The organism is Rhizobium mesoamericanum STM3625 (genome assembly GCF_000312665.1).
In the GTDB taxonomy this organism is placed as follows: domain Bacteria; phylum Pseudomonadota; class Alphaproteobacteria; order Rhizobiales; family Rhizobiaceae; genus Rhizobium; species Rhizobium mesoamericanum.
This window is the reverse complement of record NZ_HF536778.1, coordinates 38531-56006: the sequence shown is the minus strand read 5'-3', so window position 1 is coordinate 56006 and position 17476 is coordinate 38531. Positions and strand designations below refer to the sequence as shown.

Genomic DNA, 17476 nt, shown 5'->3' with positions numbered 1-17476 from the left:
GATCCGCCAGAATGGGGCTAGCGTGTTGCTGGCGCAGTGTTCGCCTCTCGTCAGCCGACATGCCGCGGATACGATCCTCGATATCGTAGAGGGCACCGATGCGCGACAGAGCCTCGTCGGCGATCGGAGATCGTCGATGAACAATGCGATCCGGATGTGGTCGAACGCGTTATGGCAAACGAGATGAAACGCGGCCTATAATATCGGCCTCTCGACCAAGCGAAAATGCCTTCGCCGGACGCTCACCTTGAAACGACCTCCGTTACGTTTGAGCCTGGCTTGGGCCCGGTGAGGTCGCCTTCAAGCGAGATAGGTATCAAACGCTCTTCGACGGCTCTTGGGATATTTCCGAAGGCTGGAGACTATGACAGCGAAGTCAACGCCTGGACCGGCTTTAGGCTTGCCACCCCAAACAGTCAGCTTATCGTTGGGCGGTCAAAAAAGTTGACGGCCTATTTTTGAATTGCGGGCATGGATCCTGGGGTGGACGCTCTCGCTGGCAACCGCAAAAAAATTGCTGACGGTAACCTTGCCCAATGACAACTGCGGTGGGCTTTCGCTATGCCCATCCCATAAAATTACATCGAGAACGCCTCTAACAATCTGTTAACCGGCCAGTTGATTGTAGTTGAGTGATAGACCGGCATCGGGCCACCGCGCACGAAAGAGGTTTCCCCTCCCGGAGGCAGTGATGTACGCATCTCGCATGTCCGGGCCGCCGAAGCAGATGTTGGTGACATAAGGCTCGGCTGGCACATCGTAAAAGACAATTTCTGAGGTCGCCGGATCAATGACGGAAATGCCACCGCTGTTCAATGTCGCGACACAGATTTTCCCGTTAGCTTGTATAGCAAGGCTATCACATAATTGATTTCTAGTGAGTGTCGCCAAGGGTCGGGTGGGAGGGAGTTCAGGATGCCCTCTTAAAACACCTGGCTCCTCAATCTCAAAGGACCATAGGCGCCCCGTTATCGTTTCAGCCACGTAAAGCGTGCAGCCATCCGGTGAAAGCCCAATACCGTTCGGTGTTGTCACCCGCACTTCGGCTCTGTTGATGCGACTGCCGTCTGCCAAGGCATAGTAAATCCCGCCATGAAATCTGTAGTGCTGCATCAACTTGCCGATATCCGTGAACCAGAAGCCGCCATAGCTATCAAAGACAATATCGTTTGGGCCCCGCAAAGGTACGCCATCGCACGAATCATAGAGTAGTTCGACGACTCCAGACCGAAGATCGGCTCGTTGAATCGATCCCGTTTTGTAATCGGTTGCGGCTCCATCGTCTGCTGTGATGCCGTCACCGAGATCGATCCATCTGTACCCACCGTTGTTGCAGACATAAACTTTGCCGTCAGGACCGATCGCCGCACCGTTCGGCCCGCCACCCAAATGTGCAATTCGATCTATCTGGCCACTGGAATCGATCCGAGTTAATGTTTGGCGCTTGATCTCAACAAGGATAATAGAGCCGTCTGAAAGCGAAATTGGTCCTTCGGGAAAGTCCAATCCTGATGCTACCTTTTCAAACTCCACTTTACACTCCTTATAAGAGGATCGACATCCGGATCCCATCCGAAATCCTGCCTCTGAGCACCTAAATTACTTACGAGTCTTCGCCGACCCCCTTTAGCTTGGGGGGCAGCGTTTTTTGCCTAGCGGGTCAATTTCATTATTGGGCCAGCCAACTATTCCATCGCTCTGTAATTTCGTTGTTGTGTTGCGCCAGCCATTCATAGTCAGGGATAACGACGCCCTTCATGTTTTCTTCTGACGTTGGCAGATCTTTCTGCTCATCAGGAGTAAACTGCGCCAAAGCCTGCTTCGTCACGGGAGCTGCATTCTGTGCCTTGTTGCTTGAAGCCTCCACATCGGGATGATCGAAATACCAGTTGAGAAATTTGATGGCATTGTCCTTGTTGGGCGCCGATTTGAAGATCGACCAGTAGGCAGTGTTAAGCGTGGCGCCGTTCCATATCGGTTTCAGCGGAAGCCCCTCTTTGATAAGGAAATTTGTACGAGTACCCCACATCGGTGCTAGAACAACTTCCTTCTCGCGAAACGCACGCTGAATTTGATCGCCCGTTTTCCACCAGAGCACAATCTCCGGCTTTATCTGATCGAGCTTATGAAACGATCGGTCCAAATCCAACGGAAATAGTTTATCTTTTGGAACCCCGTCGGCAAGGAGCGCGCCAACCAGAACTCTCCATGGATCGCCAAAATTCGAGAGTCCTCGTGGTCCCGGAAACTTTTTTGTATCGAAGAAATCAGCCCAACTGGATGGGACACCGTTGGGGAAGCCCTCCTGGTTTGCCACCAGGTAGGTGGAGCCCACGCCCGGAAGCACGCCGTATCGGTTGCATGTGCCGGGTGCACCTTCAATGAACGCCTTCGGAACGAGTTCACACTTTTGTCCGACATCCAATAGCAGCGCGTTTCTATCAGGGATATAGAGGTCGCCCGAACCAACTTCGATGAGATCCCAGTCCATCTGGCCACCTTCAGTCATCGCTTTCGCCTTGCCCCATCGGTCGCCCAAGGAGCCGCTCACAAAAACAACCTCAATTCCGGTTTCTTTTGTGAAGCGATCAAAAATAGTCTTGCGCAACGTCTTTTCATATTCGCCGCCCGTGAATGCCAACACCAACTTTCCGCTCGCGTGAGCGATCGCTGGTGCAAGGGTCAGTGCGCTCGTGATCGAGACCAACATCCCCACTGCGGCGACGGTCCGTGACATCTCTAATATTCTCTTACCTATCCCAGTCACTGTCGTTCTCCGTTTTGTTTCGCTTATTCGTGTCTTCGGGTCACCTATGCGGCGACGCCAAAGGTGGTTGCAACCAGATCGCCTAACTCGACAGGGTGTTCGGGCCAAAAGCGTCCGTTGACGTAGGGGAGAGTGCCTTTTCGATAATAGCCGACGCCGGGAGTTTCGGCGAAAATCGGTGTGCCGAGACCTCTGTAGTTCAATGTGAAGTGAAAGCCTGACTTGACGACCACGAAGTCGAGCTTGGAGATATCGATGCCTTGGCTGGAGATAACTGCGGGGTCGTGACTGTGCGTAGGCTTGCTCGTAAGGACGACAAAGAGCCGATCTTCTACCAAAACAACTGCAGTGCCTCCCATATCACCGAGTTCGCCCCCACCAAGCGGTCCGGTCAAGGTGTACTGTCCATCGCTGATGTGGACGACCCGGCCGGCAATACGGCGGGGTCTGAAACCGGGTGTGATGTGGCCGCCAACGTCCAAGGTCACCTCAGCGCCTACGCCAGTCTCGTAAGCGCGAACCGCATTCTGCTCATCAGTGATCGTCAGCACACCCGTCACGGTGGGATAATGATCGAGCGCTTCCGAGAGCAAAATGACGCTATCGCCAGGCGCTCCGGCGCCAATGCGATCACCCATGTCCGCTAGAAGATAAGGCTTCATGTCGCTGCCGCTTTGAATGCGGTCAAACGCCTCCTTCACCGTGAGAAGGTCATCTCGAAAGGAGTCGCGAGTATCCCAGAACTTTGTTCCCAATGTTCTAGCCACTTCAGTTGCTGATTTATCACGACCATTGGTGATGACCGTCACAACCTGACCCATACCCACGTCGTCCACGCAGCGGAACACGTTGTAAATGGAGATGTCTGCAATGGTCTTGTGGTTAGCTACATAACGGCGCGCTTTTTCATGGATTTCGAAGAGAGGACCAGCATTGGTCTCTCCTGCTCCAGGTAAGACCATCGGGACACGAACGGCCGTGGTTATAGGAACGAGACTTCCCTTCAAGACATCGACGATCATTCGGGTCGCCTTGACACCACATTCGATCACATCTGAATGGGGGTTCTCCTTGCACGCAATGCAAATGGTCGCGTTCTCGAGCATCTTGTCCGTGAGGTGCGCATGCAAATCCAAGCCCACTCCAATCGGCACACTGGGACCAACGCGCTCCCGTAGCGCAGCCAACACCCAACCATCGGCGTCAGGAGTTTCCGTGGTTGCCATCGCCCCGTGCAACTCCAGCAGGATCGCGTCCGGTTTAGATCCCTCAACCCGATCCAGGAACTCTGAAAGAAGCTTCAGAAATGTTTGATGCGCGATGAATCCACCTGGGGGGCCGTTAACGGATAGCGTCGGGAGAATTTCTGCGTCGATTTCCTTGAGTGCCTCTACGAAGCCGGCCAGCGTTGAACCGGACGCGTGCTCTACAAGCTCTGGTCCTCTCTGGATTTCGAGCAAGTTTTCCGTGGTCACAAACGGATTGAAACCGTTTGATTCGTGGCTGAAACGACCGACGGCGATCCGGTGCCTTTTTTTGCTAGTCGAGGAAATGTCTTGAGGTTTCATTGTATTGCTCCGTGGCTGAGAATTAGAGCTTCGAAGTTGCAGCCGCCGTCCGCGATTGCAGCACCTGCAGCCCTCCCATGATCGCAAGGGAGACAATCACGAGTATTGTGGAAGCGGCTGCAATGACCGGCGTAAGGTTAAAGTCGATATCCTCAAACATCTTGCGGGTCAGCGTCTTACCCTCCACGCCCGAGATGAAGAAGGCGACCGTCGCTTCGTCGAAGGAAGCCATGAAGGCAAACACCGCAGCTGCTGCCACACCAGGTGCGATCCCGGGCAGCACGACCGCAAAGAAAGCCCTCAGGCGGCTGGCACCACAATTCAACGCTGCAAGTTCCAAAGAAACATCGAACCGTTGCAACGCGGCAGTCACGGTAATAACGACGTACGGGACCGCCAACATCGTGTGAGCGATCACAAAGCCGAAGAAGGTGCCCGTGAGTCTTAGAGGCGCAAACATCAGATAAACGCTGACGGCAATGACAATGTGCGGCACGATCAGCGGGCCCAAAGTCAGCGCCTGCAGCCAAGTCTTCCCCGGCAAGTCACCGCGTACCAGAGCGACCGAAGCAAGTGTGCCGACTATGGTGGCGCTAACTGTGGTCGCAATGGCGATCCGGAAGGAAAACCAGGTCGCCGCCATCCAGTCAGCATCGGTGAAGAAGGCAACGTACCATTTTAAAGTCAGGCCCCTTGGAGGGAGTTCCAGATATTCAGCGGTGCCCAGCGACATGGGGATGACAAGTAGAGTCGGCAAGATGAGAAAAATCAGCAATAAAACAATGATGCCGATGCCGACCGTCAGTCCTACGATCCGGAGAGGGCGGGAATTTACTGCGACAAGTCGCGGCGCTCTATCGTTTCCGTTCAACGATGAAACACTAGACATTGGACGTTCCTTTGTTGAAGAGCAAAACCTTACGGAAGATCGCTACCAGTAAAAGCGTCGCCCCAAGCAGCACCGTTGACAACGCGCCCGCAAACGGCCAGTCGAGCATCTCCGTGGCCTGTTGACCGATAAGGGTGGGCATCAGAAGAGTGCTTGGGCCGCCGACCAAGGCGGGCGTGACGTAGAAGCCGAGCGCCAGGATGAAAGTCAGTAGAGCGCCCGCGAACACACCAGGCAGGCTGAGCGGTAAAGTTATGCGGAAAAAGACGGTCCACCCACCTGCGCCGAGGTTTTGCGCGGCTCGCGTCAGATCATCCGGTATCGTTCTCAACGCCGTGAAGATCGGCAAAATCATGTAGGGCAACAGTACATGGGTCATCGCCATGATCACCGCCCCCTCGGTATAGATCAATTTGAGCGGAGCCGTGATCAAACCGACGTCTTGCAACACCGAATTAACGATGCCGTTTCGCTGAAGGAGCACGATCCAGGCATAGGAGCGTACGAGTACCGATGTCCAAAGCGGGACGAGCACGCAAGCAGCCACAATGGTCGCGCGGACGCCCTTCAGCTTCGCCATGGCCAGTGCCACCGGGTAGCCAAGCAGCAAACTCGCAAGCATGGCTATCGAGGCGATCTCAAATGTACGCCACAGCACACGCAAATATAGAGGTTCCACGAACAGTTTCGCATATCTGCCAAGGCTGAGTTCTGGCGTAAAGAAACTGCCAACCAAAAGCCGTCCGACGGGATAAAGGAAACTGAAGGAAAGGAGAAGCAACAGCGGCGCGAGCAGGATCAGTGATAGAATTGGAGAATAGTCACGGGCGGACTCCGACCCCTTCAATCTCGTCAAACCGCGGTTGCCAGTGGATGTTTCTGCGACGCCAAACGCCATCTCACATCTCCTTTGCCGGGAACAGCTTCAGCGCCTCTCTATCGAGGATCAAATCGACCGAGTCGCCATTCCGGAAGGGAAGAGAAGCACTGTTTGCTGGCAGTTGGACTTGAATGGGCGCGCCTCCATGACCGTCGATGGCGACGATAAAGACGTGGTAGGATCCGACGAAAATCGCCGTTTCGACCTTCGCCGCCAATGCTGAACTGCCGCCTTGTCCCTTCGGGGCGAGGCGCAGCCTTTCAGGTCGGATCGCAATGCGTACTCGATCCCCCTGCGCAACAGAGCCATTGAGGCCGTTGAGACCGGCCGGCGCTACAATCCGATTGAGCTCGCTCAAGGCAACAACCGCACCGTCTGCTTCCGCACCCATGTAATCGCCGTCGAGGAAGTTCATCTTCCCGATGAAGTCAGCGACGAAAGCCGTTTTCGGAGCGAGGTAGAGTTCTGATGGAGCGCCAATTTGTACCAATTGGCCGCGCTCCATGACCGCTACCCTGTCCGACATCGTCAGAGCTTCCTCCTGATCGTGGGTGACGTAGATCACAGTCACGCCTAGCCGTTCCTGCAAACGCTTGATTTCGAATTGCATGCTTTCGCGGAGCTTTTTGTCGAGTGCGCCCAGGGGCTCATCCATCAGAAGAACCGGAGGTTCAAAGATGAGGGCTCTCGCTACAGCAACACGCTGCTGCTGCCCACCAGACAACTGATTGGGCATTCGCTTTTCAAATCCGGTAAGCTGAACCAAGGCCAACATGTCCGCGACACGCGCGGCGATTTCCGTGGTAGGAACGCCCCGCATTTTCAGCGGAAAGGCGAGGTTTTGGGCGACAGTCATATGCGGGAAGAGGGCGTATTTCTGAAACACCATGCCCACCTCGCGGCGATTTGGTGCCAGATGAGTTATGTCGCGCTCGCCAATCAGCATTCGCCCGGATGAAGGAGTTTCAAAGCCAGCGATCATCATTAGCAACGTCGTTTTGCCTGAGCCAGACGATCCAAGTATCGACATGAACTCACCGGCTCGGATATCGAACGAGACGTTCGAAACCGCTTCATAGGTGCCGTAACGCCTTACGACATCCCGAATTACAACAGTCTGTCCTTTCAAATCTCTCATCCTCTTACTCGCTGGCCTAAGTCCGCACTCACGCGAACGGCAACAAAGAATGCCGCCAGCAGAAACCGTTGGTCGCGAACACGTGCACACTGGCTGAGCCGAATCGGCTCCCGTGAGGGAACCACAGCTCAGATGGGTCCAAAGACTTAGGCAAGGCCTGTTTTCAGGCTTTTGGCGTTCCCTTATTTTTGTTCTAGGGCCAGCGAAACTTTTCCTGTACACTAGCCACTTGTGATTTGATGCAACAAAAGTTCGGCATTGTCAATGAGGAGAGATTTGGACGTGCGGAGTGATAGCGTTGAACCTGCAGGGATCCAAGGCGCTAAAGTTGATCTCCCGACGTTGAAGAAGCACGCCCGCTTGGGAGATATGGCTTATGAAGCCATGAAGGAAAGACTCATACGAGGGGCGTTTGAACCGGGGCGTAAGTTGACTGTTCGCGCCGTGGCTGAGGCCTTGGGTGTCAGTTCCACGCCGGCTCGAGATGCGTTAAACAGGCTGGCGGCAGAAGGAGCGCTCGTCTATTCCGGACCGAAAACGGTGATAGTTCCATACCTTACAATGGAGGCGCTGCAGGAAGTGACAGCAATGCGACTAGCCCTTGAGGGGCTGGCGGCGGAGCGAGGGGCAGTGCGAGCTCCGAAAGATCTCCCTGATTTACTTACAGAATACCAGGCGAAGATAAATGAGGGCTTGGCAAGTCGCCGCTATGCAGAGGTGCTGTGGATGAACAAGGAATTCCATTTCAGCGTGTACAAATGCTGCAACATGCCCTACCTCCTCACGACGATCGAGACCTTATGGCTGAGAATTGGTCCGTCGTTTCATGATCTATACCCCGAGTTTGCAATTCAGAAATATGGGGTTCACAACCACGAAGTTGTCATTGAAAGCCTGCGAGACGGTGATAGCGGAGCCGCTCGAGCAGCATTTGAGAATGATATTCGGGATGGATACCGCCGCCTAAAACAGTCGATACGAGTGCGCGAAGAGCGATCGGAGTCGTAATTTGTGCCGGCAGGCCAAGGGTCGCGAGTTGTCGCACCAAATGTCCTTTTTGAAGCTGCCTTCACAATTGGCCCGCCATCTTAAGGCCTGACGTATAGGTGGGATGAAAGTGCCGCGTGCCAGCCGCATTGGTGCAACAAAGTATTTAATACCACCCATTTCGCCACGCGGAGATGAGGGGCTTTTCGGTCATATTTGATGATCTAACGCCGGTGTGATGACGCGCATTCTTCGGTTTTGGTAGATATACGCCAGCTTCTCTCGAGCTGACTTGCAAGGAGATTATTTAGAATATCATATATTTGACTGCGACACTCAAGCGAATTCGGCCGCCCAGACCGGAGCTAATGACCGTGTATCTACCCTCGCGCAAAGTTTTTGTTGCAACAAACAATATTCTATGGGAACTTCCGCTCCACACGATATTTGCCCGAAGGTTACCAATGACAGACAAAGGCCATAACACGATCGGTCCAAGGTCGGCCGAGTTGTTCACTCGCGCTCAGCGGATCTTTAGTGACGGAACAACCCGAGCCACGATTGAGCGGAACCCTATCCCCCGCTACTTGACGGAAGGGAAAGGTGCATATGTTACCGATGTAGATGGGCGCCGGTTCTTGGATCTCAACGGCAACTTCACCACGCTCATTCATGGTCACGGGTTTGAGCCTGTGGTCGATGCCGTTTGTCGTCAAATCCGGTCCGGATCTTGCTTTGCAAATCCGACCCAACACGAACTTGAGCTTGCCGAGTTGCTTGTTGACCGTGTCCCTGGAATGGAGTGGATCCGGTTCGTCAATACAGGAACTGAAGCGGTTCTCTTTGCTGTCAAGGCTGCTCGAGCCTACACAGGGCGACCCGCTGTGGCGAAGATCGAAGGGGCTTATCATGGCGCCTACGATTGGGTCGAAGTCAGCCAAGCGAGTGGACCGGCGACCTGGGGCGATCCTCGTGAACCATCAGCGGTGCCGTATTATCGCGGGATGCCCGCCAGTGTGCTGGACGAAGTCGTCACTGTGCGTTTCAACGAGATCGAGGGCTGCCAACGCCTTTTGGAAAAAAACGCTCACCGTCTCGCTGCGTTGATCATCGATCCGGTCCCAAGCCGCGCCGGCCTGATAACGCCCGATCCTGAATTCGTTGAAGCGGTCAACGCCACTGCTCGAAAGCTCGGCATCGTCATTATCGCGGACGAGGTGCTTAATTTTCGACAGGGATATCAAGGGGCATCCGCTCGACACGGTTTCAAACCTGACCTGTTCACGTTGGGCAAGATAATCGGCGGTGGTCTACCGATCGGGGCTATCGGCGGCAAAAGGGAGATCATGAGTGTCTTTGGCAGAGGCGAAAAGCGGGCTCCTCTGCCCGCTGGTGGCACCTTTTCAGCTAACCCTTTATCGATGGTCGCTGGCCTAGCTTCGATGACTGCGCTCGATCAGGCAGCCTTCGAGCATCTCGAAGACCTCGGAGACCGTCTGCGAGCGCGCCTCAGGGAGGAGATCGCGCTAAAAGATGCGCCGTTCTCGGTGACAGGTGTTTCCTCTCTCCTACGCATTCATCCGAAGCGGCAAGTGCCAAAAGAATTTCGTGACATCGCATTGTCGCCCGCGGAGTCCGCGACAATGGAAGCTTTAACGCGCGCGTGCGCCGCGTCGGGTGTCATTCTTCCCAATGGCGCTGCAGCCTGCCTGTCGACGCCTATGACAGAAGGAGACATCCATCTCGTCGGCGATGTGTTCGCCGAGTTTCTCTCAACCCACAGCCATCTTTTTGAAAGTCATGCCCCATGAGCACGAAAGCACAGACCGTTGCCGAAGTTATTGCCAATGCGTTGGTTCGCCACGGAATCAAGTTCGTCTTCGGGCAGAGCCTTCCCTCTGCCCTCATTTTAGCCTGCGAAGCGATCGGAATCCGGCAGATCGCCTATCGTCAGGAAAACATGGGAGGCGCCATGGCTGACGGATTTGCCCGTGTATCTGGACAGGTATCAGTCGTAACCGCGCAAAACGGACCTGCAGCGACGTTGTTGGTTCCGCCGTTGGCCGAAGCGCTTAAGGCAAGCATTCCGGTCGTCGCCCTCGTTCAAGAAGTGGAACGGGACCAGGCCGATCGTAATGCATTTCAGGAACTCGATCACCTCGCATTGTTTCAGGCCTGCGCCAAATGGATTCGTCGCGTGGGGGTCGCTGAACGCGTTGAAGACTACATCGATGCGGCCTTCACAGCAGCGGCCTCTGGCCGACCCGGCCCAGCGGTCGTGCTTCTGCCCGCGGACCTCTTGCGGGAACAGGCAGCTACGGTGGCGTTCAAGCGCCATGCCAGTCTTGGTCACTGGCCGCTGGATCGCTTCCAACCAGACGCCGGCGCCATCGAGGAAGCCGCTCGCGCCATTGCGCAAGCTCGATCTCCGGTCGTTCTTGCGGGTGGTGGCGTTCATGCAGGCGGCGGGGCGAGTGAACTCGCAGAGCTTCAGGAAGTGGCGTCTCTTCCGGTGTTTACGACGAACATGGGGAAGGGCGCGGTCGATGAGCATCATTCCTTATCAGCTGGGGTATTAGGCTCATTGGTCGGCCCCCGTTCGCTCGGGCGACACACTCGTACTCTTCTTGGTGAGGCCGATCTTGTTTTGTTAGTCGGGACCCGCACGAATCAGAACGGCACAGACAGCTGGAGCCTCATTCCCGCAGGAGCCAAGATCCTGCATGTCGACATAGATCCCGGCGAGATTGGGCGTTCGTACGAGGCCTTGCGCCTGGTTGGTACGGCTTCTGAAACATTGCGTGCGTTACGAGAGGCGCTCTTGACCCAGTCTCTTACCCTCCGTCAACAGGCGAGAGCGGGGATAGAGGCGCAGATTGCGAGGGCTTGGCGAGCATTTGAAAACGATCGCTTCGGCGTGGCTTGTCGGACGGAAGGTCCTCTTCGGCCTGAATTCCTGATGCGTGAGCTCCAGGCGCGGCTGAGTCCCGAAACAACGATTGTCACCGACGCCAGCTATTCATCGTTTTGGGTGACCGGGCAGCTTCGCAGCCTTAGGGCTGGCATGCGCTTCATCACTCCACGCGGCCTTGCCGGACTTGGGTGGGGTCTCCCGCTTGCGATCGGGGCAAAAATTGCCCGCTCGGATCAGCCGGTAGTTGCCATCGTTGGCGACGGCGGCTTTGCGCATAGCTGGGCGGAGATGGAGACGCTTGTCCGTCTGAACATTGCTGTGACGGTAGTTGTCCTCAACAATGGTATTCTCGGGTTCCAAAAGCATGCTGAAACCGTGAAGTTTCAGGACTATACGAGCGCTTGCCACTTCAGCGCTGTCGATCACACCAAAGTTGCGGAGGCATGCGGATGCCCGGCAGTGCGTGTTTCGCGGGCGGAAGACCTTGGCGAGGCACTTGATCGGGGGCTCAATGGTAAAAGCCCGCTTCTGATCGACATGATAACAGATCCCGGCGCGTTTCCGCCCATCTCCTTGTTTGAGAAACTTCAGGAGGGAGTTTGAACAACGACCCTCCCACTAAGACTTCAATCGTCACTGGAGGGACAGCTGGCATCGGGCTCGCTTGCGCGGAGCATCTTCTCGCCAGCGGTCATCGAGTCGCGGTCTTTGGCACCCAAATGGCGCGCGTCGAAAAAGCGCGCGCCGACCTCTCGCACAAATTTGGAACAGAGAAGGTTATCGCCGAAGCCGTCGATTTACGAGAACGCGACGCGCTAACGGCGTTTTTCGATCACGTGGAAAGGACATGGAGTTCGCCCGACGTGTTAGTATGCAACGCGGGGCTTTCTCCAAAACATGAGGGCAAGCGCCTGAAATTCGACGCCATACCGCTTGCCGAGTGGAATGACGTTTTGGCCGTCAACTTGACCGGTACGCTGCTGTGCTGCCAGAGGGTGGCGCCCCTCATGGCGAGAAAAACGTTCGGTCGCATCATATTGATCGGTTCGATAGCCAGCCGCGCGGTGCCGCGGGTTGCGGGCGCCAGTTACGTAGCTTCCAAAGCAGCCTTGGCAGGGATGACAAAGTCCCTGGTGAACGAATATGCCTCGTGCGCTGTCACGATCAATCTGATCGCGCCCGGAAACATTGCTACCGAAATGATGGCCCAGCCGGACAGCGCTCTTTATCAAGCGGCAATCGCGCGGATTCCGGCGGGGCGCATTGGCCGACCCGAGGATATCGCAGCGATGGTGGCGTTTCTGTCATCTGATCAGGCTGAATTCATCAATGGCGCAATTATCGACATCAACGGCGGAGAGTTTCTGCCGTTGTAGGAATTAGGAAGGACAGGGCGTGGCCGTCTCTCGGTTGGCCTTACCTCGGAGCAACGGCCGCCAGCTTGCCGATCTCATCCAACGCCGAGTTCGCCCTCGATAACTAGCAAAGGCATCGAAAAAAATGCCAAAGAAATCATATTCGTTTCGATTGCTGAAGTCACACATTGTAGACCCACCAGACGCACTGAAGGAGAATAATAGACTCGAGGAAAAGCCTCTTCGCGACACACCGGAGAACAAGCGTCTCTTTAGGCGAAGATCAGCGCGCAGAAAATCGTTGGCTGGCTGTGTATTTTAGAATGGGCTTTCAGGATCTGCGGCCGGAGGTCCTTGAAAGCCAGTTCGGATTGAAGGTTGCCCTTAACAAACTCGGCCGAGAACGCATCAAGAGTATGGATACCAGACGGCCGGAGGATGCAGCCATCGAAAACCCGGTCCCCAAAGCAATGGTACAGGGGAGATTTTGATTTCGGCATCGAGATAAACCGCATCATCCTACAGTCCATTACTGGAAAATCAGGAGAAGACGATTTCGCCGGTACGCTTACCGGAGCCGACGGGCTGAAACTGAGCTGTGATACAAGCTACGACGATATCGACGGCAAGGCACTTCAGATCGCGACATCCTATGGGGACAATGCATTCGAGGAGGCGTTTCCCTGGTATGGTAAAATCACACCAATTAGAGACAGAGCGCGAATAGGGGAGCTCGACAATGAGTTGCTCGCTCGCCTGGCCGCCGGTGCGATCGATGGCATTCACTTGGCACCGCCCGTTGGGTAGCAAATGGCGATGCATTGTTGCTACTCGGCCCGCCGGGCGTGGGGAAATCACATCTTGCGATCGCGCTTGGTAGAGAGGTCATTCGTCAGAACTACACGGTGCTGTTCACCACAGCCCAGGCCTTGGCCGCAACACTCGTGAGGGCACATGGCGAGGGCCGCCTCGAGGAACGACTCGCGTTTCTCGCCAAGCCCAAGCTGCTCATCATCGACGAGCTTGGGTATCTTGTTCTTCCAGCTCGTATCCAGGCGCTACGAGCGGGGTGCTATGCTCGTCACCTCCAATCGCAGCGTCGGCGAATGGGGAACAGTATTCGGCGATCCCGTCGTGGCAACTGCTATCCTTGATCGGTTGCTACACCACAGTCACGTCATCACAATCCGTGGCGACAGCTATAGAATACGAGAAAAGCGCCGGAGCGGTCTCATCCAGAAACCCGCAACGACGCTAGGATTGGAGAGTAACTAAAAACCCTTGGCGGACCAGATTCGCGTGTCGCCAGAGGACGCATTGCCTCAAGCAAAATGTTACCGATAGTGTTTCTGTACCGAAGGGGATGGACAAGTCGTGCCGTTCCGGTTCGGGGGACGGATGGTCGGGCGGATCAGCATGGCGACACGATCGGAACTGACCGAGGCAATTATCGAGCGATATCGGCTGGCGCCTCGAGACGACAAATGCCGGATTCTTGATGAGTTCGTGGCAGTGACGGGTTACCATCGAAAGCATGCGATCCGGGTGCTGAACCGTCACGAGAAGAAACCACCCCTACGCAGGACTTCCAGTCTTCGTTATGGCCAAGACGTCCGCGAAGGCTTGATCGTGCTGTGGGAGGCATCCGAGCGACTATGTTCCAAGCGGCTTCGGCCGATGATCCCAGTCCTGCTGCCCGCGCTTGAACGACATGGCCGACTGGAGCTTGGCGACGAGCTTCGACAGAAGCTGATGACGGTGAGCCCCGCAACGATCGATCGGCTTTTGACGGAGGTTCGTATTATCGCTCGCGGCGGTCAACGGCGCCGGGCAGGAATGAGTTCTGCGGTTCGCCGATCGGTTCCGGTGCGCACCTTCGGCGATTGGAATGATCCGCCGCCTGGGTTCGTCGAGGTCGATTTTGTGGCGCATTCGGGCACGTCATCGGCAGGAAACTTCGTGCAGACGATGGTGCTGACGGATATTGCCACTGGCTGGACTGAATGTGTTCCGGTTCGCACCCGTGACAGCAGCAATGTGATCGTGGCGATCAAATGCGCACGTTCGCTCTTTCCCTTTCCATTGCTCGGTGTCGACTTCGACAACGACAGCGCCTTCATGAACGCGCTCGTCGTCTCATGGTGCCGGAGCGAAGGGCTCGAAGTAACGCGCTGTCGCGCCTATCGAAAGAACGACCAAGCGCATGTGGAGCAGAAGAACGGTGCCATCGTGCGTCGGTTGGTGGGATACGGCCGTTTTGTCGGCGCGGAGGCAACAACTTGCCTTAGTCAACTTTATGAAGTGGTGAGGCTTCATGGCAATCTGTTCCAGCCATCATTCAAACTGCAGGAGAAGACTAGGATCGGCGCGCGCGTGATCAAACGATATCATCCGCCCGTACCACCGGCTGCCCGCGTCCTTGCGCATCCGGACATTGCCGAGGACGACAAGAAGCGGCTAAGGGCATTGTTGGAGACAGCCGATCCCGTGCTGCTGTTCGCGGGAGTTCGTGCCGCCCAGGAAGAGCTCGGAAACCGGGTCGATCGTCGTGGCCTGAATGCGAAAATCACAGAGCCATTGGTCCTCGATCTTCAAAGCTTCGCTGCGAACCTGAAGACGGCCTGGCAGAACGGCGAGAGACGACCCACGCATCGGCGACCGTACCGACGGACCAAACCCCGAGCGAAAGCACCCAGCATGTTCGAGCCGTTCGAAGCGCTGATCACGGGCTGGCTGAAGGAGGAACCAAACGTCTCGGCGGTCAGCGTATTGCAACGCCTGTCAGACATCGATCCAGCACGCTTCACAAAAAGGAACCTCAGAATGATGCAACGGCTGGTGAGGACGTGGCGGATGGAGGCGGCCGGGCTGGTCATCCTCGATGGAGGCTGGATCAGGAGCGTGCCTATATCTCCCGCCACGATAGCGGCAGGTGATTCAGGCACCGTCGGCAGCGCAATGCTCGGTAACATCAGCGGGTGAGGCAATAGGGAGGACCAGTTCACGATGACGCTTGATAGGGGCTGCTTGGTTGTCGGCGAACAGATTTCGGCGACAGCCTCTTTTGCTCACGCAGGCAGATGCGGAAATCTTGCTGGCACATGGATCCGGTTTGGACGTCGGAGGTGACAGGATGTAGTTTTGGCTTTTAACTGTGTGCCGTGTCACCTCGTGGGTCGGATCGGCGAGCGCCTCGCGGAACTCCTGGTAGCCCCATGGGCCGCCGATGTCCTCGGGAGGGCGGCATCCGTAGCTTCGAGAAGCATTGGCTCCGCAAGGCCGATGACGGGGAGGTGCGTTCGATCTTGATGCTGTGCGTCCAGGTCGCCGAAGTCGTAAGGTACTTGAACGATTCGCGCCAATATCGTCGATTGCCGCCAGCAGCGAGACCTTGCCCGCATCGAGCGGGCCCTCGCCCTTTGTATTGGTTAAAATGCCGCTGATAGAAACCTTATCGTGAAAACCTCACCCCGCGACCATTTGTTCCGATTGATCGGCGGAAGAGGCCCCCAGTGTATCCTCAAACATGTCCTTCAAAGATTGGTTCTCCGCGTCGGCATTCGGCTCGACCTTGAAAGGTTCCGCATCCACCGATAAGCGCTCCAACGAACCCGAGCAGTTCCGGAAGCGACGGCTCTTAAACCGAATATTGCCCGCCTGCAAAGACGCCCGCACCTGGCCCAGCAATGGACAGAATTTCGGGGGGCCAGGAGAGTTCAATCGCGTTTCGCGATGTCGAATGGCCGACGATTTCGCACCTGCGAGACAGCGGTTTAGTGCCATGACATTGTTCAAAAAGTTTTACTCCCTTGGCACGGAACATGCAGGGCCTATGGTCAACGGCGAACATGTGGACCAGCTTGCCTCCGCCTTTAGGACGACCGAGGCCTCGACGGAGCCATCGCAGCAAATCTGAGGCTTCGCCTTAAACCCCGTAGGAGATTCGCAATGTCCGAGAACAAAAATCGTTCCAGCCAGCGGGAGCAGGACTGGCCTGTGATTGACCCCAGCCAAGCACCGCGCTATTCGGACGTCGCCACGTTCATGCGTACGCGGCGCATGCCAATTGATCGGGGGCTGGACATTGCTCTGGTAGGCGTTCCTTACGATTTCGGGTCGAACGTGAGGCCTGGCGCGAGGCTGGGGCCGGCTGCGGTCCGCGAAGCCTCACGCTTTATCCGGCGATTCAACCCCGTAACCAAGATCGACCCATTTGCCTTGGTGAACGTTGCAGATGTCGGTGACGCGGCTGTCAACGCGCACGAGCGGCTAAAGAGTATTGATCTTATCCAAGTCACGTTCGAAGAGATCCATGCTGCGGGGGCTTGGCCTCTGTCTATTGGCGGCGATCACACGATCCCTCTTCCCATCCTGCGCGTGATCGCGAAGGATAAGTCCGTGGGCGTAGTTCAGTTCGACGCTCACTCAGATACCTTAGACGAGGTGATTGGCACGAAGATCAACCATGCGACGACGTGGAGACGGGCTGTCGAGGAGGGCCTGGTGGATCCCAAGCGGATGATCCAGATCGGTTTGCGCGGCAGCCAGGTCAGCGAGAGCGACACTGCATACGGCCATTCTGTTGGCATGCGGGTGATCACGATCGAGGAGTATGAAGAGATAGGGCGCGCAAAGGTCATTGAGGAAATCGGCCGGGTCGTGGGCGATGGTCAAACATACGTATCGTTCGACATCGACGGCCTGGATGCTGCCTGCGCTATCGGAACGGGTGTGCCGGAAATCGGAGGACTCTCGCCACGTGACGCGCAAGTGATCATTCGATCGCTCACCGGGCGGCAGATCATCGGGGCGGACATCTGTGAGGTCGCGCCGATGTACGATGTGACGGGGCACACTCAACTGGTTGCCGCCAATCTCATGTTTGAATTGCTCTGCGTGATGGCGGACGCAAAAGCAAAACACGGCTGATCCCTACGTATCAGCGTGCGGGCAGGGCGGAGCCTTCAGGAGCCACCCC

Annotated in this window: 16 protein-coding genes and 2 pseudogenes; 9 read left to right on the top strand and 9 right to left on the bottom strand. The window is 56.0% G+C overall.

The features are described from left to right. The 7 genes and pseudogenes from BN77_RS33870 to BN77_RS28880 all read right to left on the bottom strand — a co-directional run. Window positions 1–136, bottom strand: a pseudogene (locus BN77_RS33870) (IS66 family transposase); the annotation flags it as partial. A gap of 470 nt (window positions 137–606) precedes the next feature. Further along, the gene (locus BN77_RS28905; RefSeq protein WP_007538989.1) at window positions 607–1533 is read right to left on the bottom strand and encodes an SMP-30/gluconolactonase/LRE family protein; all 927 of its coding nucleotides are present in this window, start codon (window positions 1531–1533) and stop codon (window positions 607–609) included. Between the two features lie 136 nt (window positions 1534–1669). After that, window positions 1670–2737 (bottom strand): extracellular solute-binding protein, encoded by a 1068-nt coding sequence (locus BN77_RS28900; RefSeq protein ID WP_081593629.1) that lies wholly within the window; start codon window positions 2735–2737, stop codon window positions 1670–1672. Window positions 2738–2811: 74 nt separating this feature from the next. Next, complete coding sequence (locus BN77_RS28895; protein WP_007538986.1) at window positions 2812–4335, bottom strand: M81 family metallopeptidase; 1524 nt, start codon at window positions 4333–4335, stop codon at window positions 2812–2814. A gap of 22 nt (window positions 4336–4357) precedes the next feature. Continuing rightward, window positions 4358–5224 carry an ABC transporter permease gene (locus BN77_RS28890; protein WP_007538984.1) on the bottom strand — a complete coding sequence of 289 codons (867 nt, stop codon included), beginning with the start codon at window positions 5222–5224 and terminating at the stop codon, window positions 4358–4360. After that, window positions 5217–6122, bottom strand: a complete 906-nt coding sequence (locus BN77_RS28885) for an ABC transporter permease (RefSeq protein ID WP_007538982.1) — start codon at window positions 6120–6122, stop codon at window positions 5217–5219. Before BN77_RS28885 ends, BN77_RS28890 begins: the two co-directional genes overlap by 8 nt. 1 nt (window position 6123) lies before the next feature. Then, window positions 6124–7233 (bottom strand): ABC transporter ATP-binding protein, encoded by a 1110-nt coding sequence (locus BN77_RS28880; RefSeq protein WP_040679080.1) that lies wholly within the window; start codon window positions 7231–7233, stop codon window positions 6124–6126. Between the two features lie 378 nt (window positions 7234–7611). Between BN77_RS28880 and BN77_RS28875 the strand changes: the two genes are divergently transcribed. From BN77_RS28875 to BN77_RS28845, 8 genes and pseudogenes are all read left to right on the top strand, one after another. Further along, window positions 7612–8250: a GntR family transcriptional regulator gene (locus BN77_RS28875; RefSeq protein WP_244426282.1), complete on the top strand. Its 639-nt coding sequence runs from the start codon at window positions 7612–7614 to the stop codon at window positions 8248–8250. 443 nt (window positions 8251–8693) lie between these two features. Then, the gene (locus BN77_RS28870) at window positions 8694–10040 is read left to right on the top strand and encodes an aspartate aminotransferase family protein (protein WP_007538971.1); all 1347 of its coding nucleotides are present in this window, start codon (window positions 8694–8696) and stop codon (window positions 10038–10040) included. After that, window positions 10037–11746: an acetolactate synthase catalytic subunit gene (locus tag BN77_RS28865; protein ID WP_007538969.1), complete on the top strand. Its 1710-nt coding sequence runs from the start codon at window positions 10037–10039 to the stop codon at window positions 11744–11746. Before BN77_RS28870 ends, BN77_RS28865 begins: the two co-directional genes overlap by 4 nt. Continuing rightward, the gene (gene fabG / locus BN77_RS28860) at window positions 11743–12519 is read left to right on the top strand and encodes a 3-oxoacyl-ACP reductase FabG (RefSeq protein ID WP_007538967.1); all 777 of its coding nucleotides are present in this window, start codon (window positions 11743–11745) and stop codon (window positions 12517–12519) included. Before BN77_RS28865 ends, fabG begins: the two co-directional genes overlap by 4 nt. Window positions 12520–12821: 302 nt before the next feature. Beyond that, window positions 12822–12989 (top strand): DUF6119 family protein, encoded by a 168-nt coding sequence (locus tag BN77_RS36050; protein WP_007538965.1) that lies wholly within the window; start codon window positions 12822–12824, stop codon window positions 12987–12989. Then, window positions 12937–13305 (top strand): DUF6119 family protein, encoded by a 369-nt coding sequence (locus tag BN77_RS28855; protein ID WP_007538963.1) that lies wholly within the window; start codon window positions 12937–12939, stop codon window positions 13303–13305. Before BN77_RS36050 ends, BN77_RS28855 begins: the two co-directional genes overlap by 53 nt. Then, window positions 13284–13773 (top strand): annotated as a pseudogene (locus tag BN77_RS28850) (ATP-binding protein); the annotation flags it as partial. The gene BN77_RS28855 and the pseudogene BN77_RS28850, both read left to right, overlap by 22 nt. A 141-nt stretch (window positions 13774–13914) precedes the next feature. Beyond that, window positions 13915–15480, top strand: a complete 1566-nt coding sequence (locus BN77_RS28845) for an integrase catalytic domain-containing protein (protein WP_244426281.1) — start codon at window positions 13915–13917, stop codon at window positions 15478–15480. Here the strand turns inward: BN77_RS28845 and BN77_RS35310 are convergent. Continuing rightward, a complete protein-coding gene (locus tag BN77_RS35310; RefSeq protein WP_425280270.1) occupies window positions 15436–15861 on the bottom strand; it encodes an IS1096 element passenger TnpR family protein in 426 nt (141 codons plus the stop codon). The genes BN77_RS28845 and BN77_RS35310 overlap by 45 nt on opposite strands. Before the next feature lie 102 nt (window positions 15862–15963). Beyond that, the gene (locus tag BN77_RS28840) at window positions 15964–16293 is read right to left on the bottom strand and encodes a hypothetical protein (RefSeq protein ID WP_157224560.1); all 330 of its coding nucleotides are present in this window, start codon (window positions 16291–16293) and stop codon (window positions 15964–15966) included. Between the two features lie 153 nt (window positions 16294–16446). Here BN77_RS28840 and speB point away from each other — a divergent pair, with 153 nt between their 5' ends. Further along, entirely contained in the window at window positions 16447–17427 is a 981-nt protein-coding gene (speB, locus tag BN77_RS28835; protein WP_007538960.1) for an agmatinase, read from the top strand. The last annotated feature ends 49 nt before the right edge of the window (window positions 17428–17476 follow it).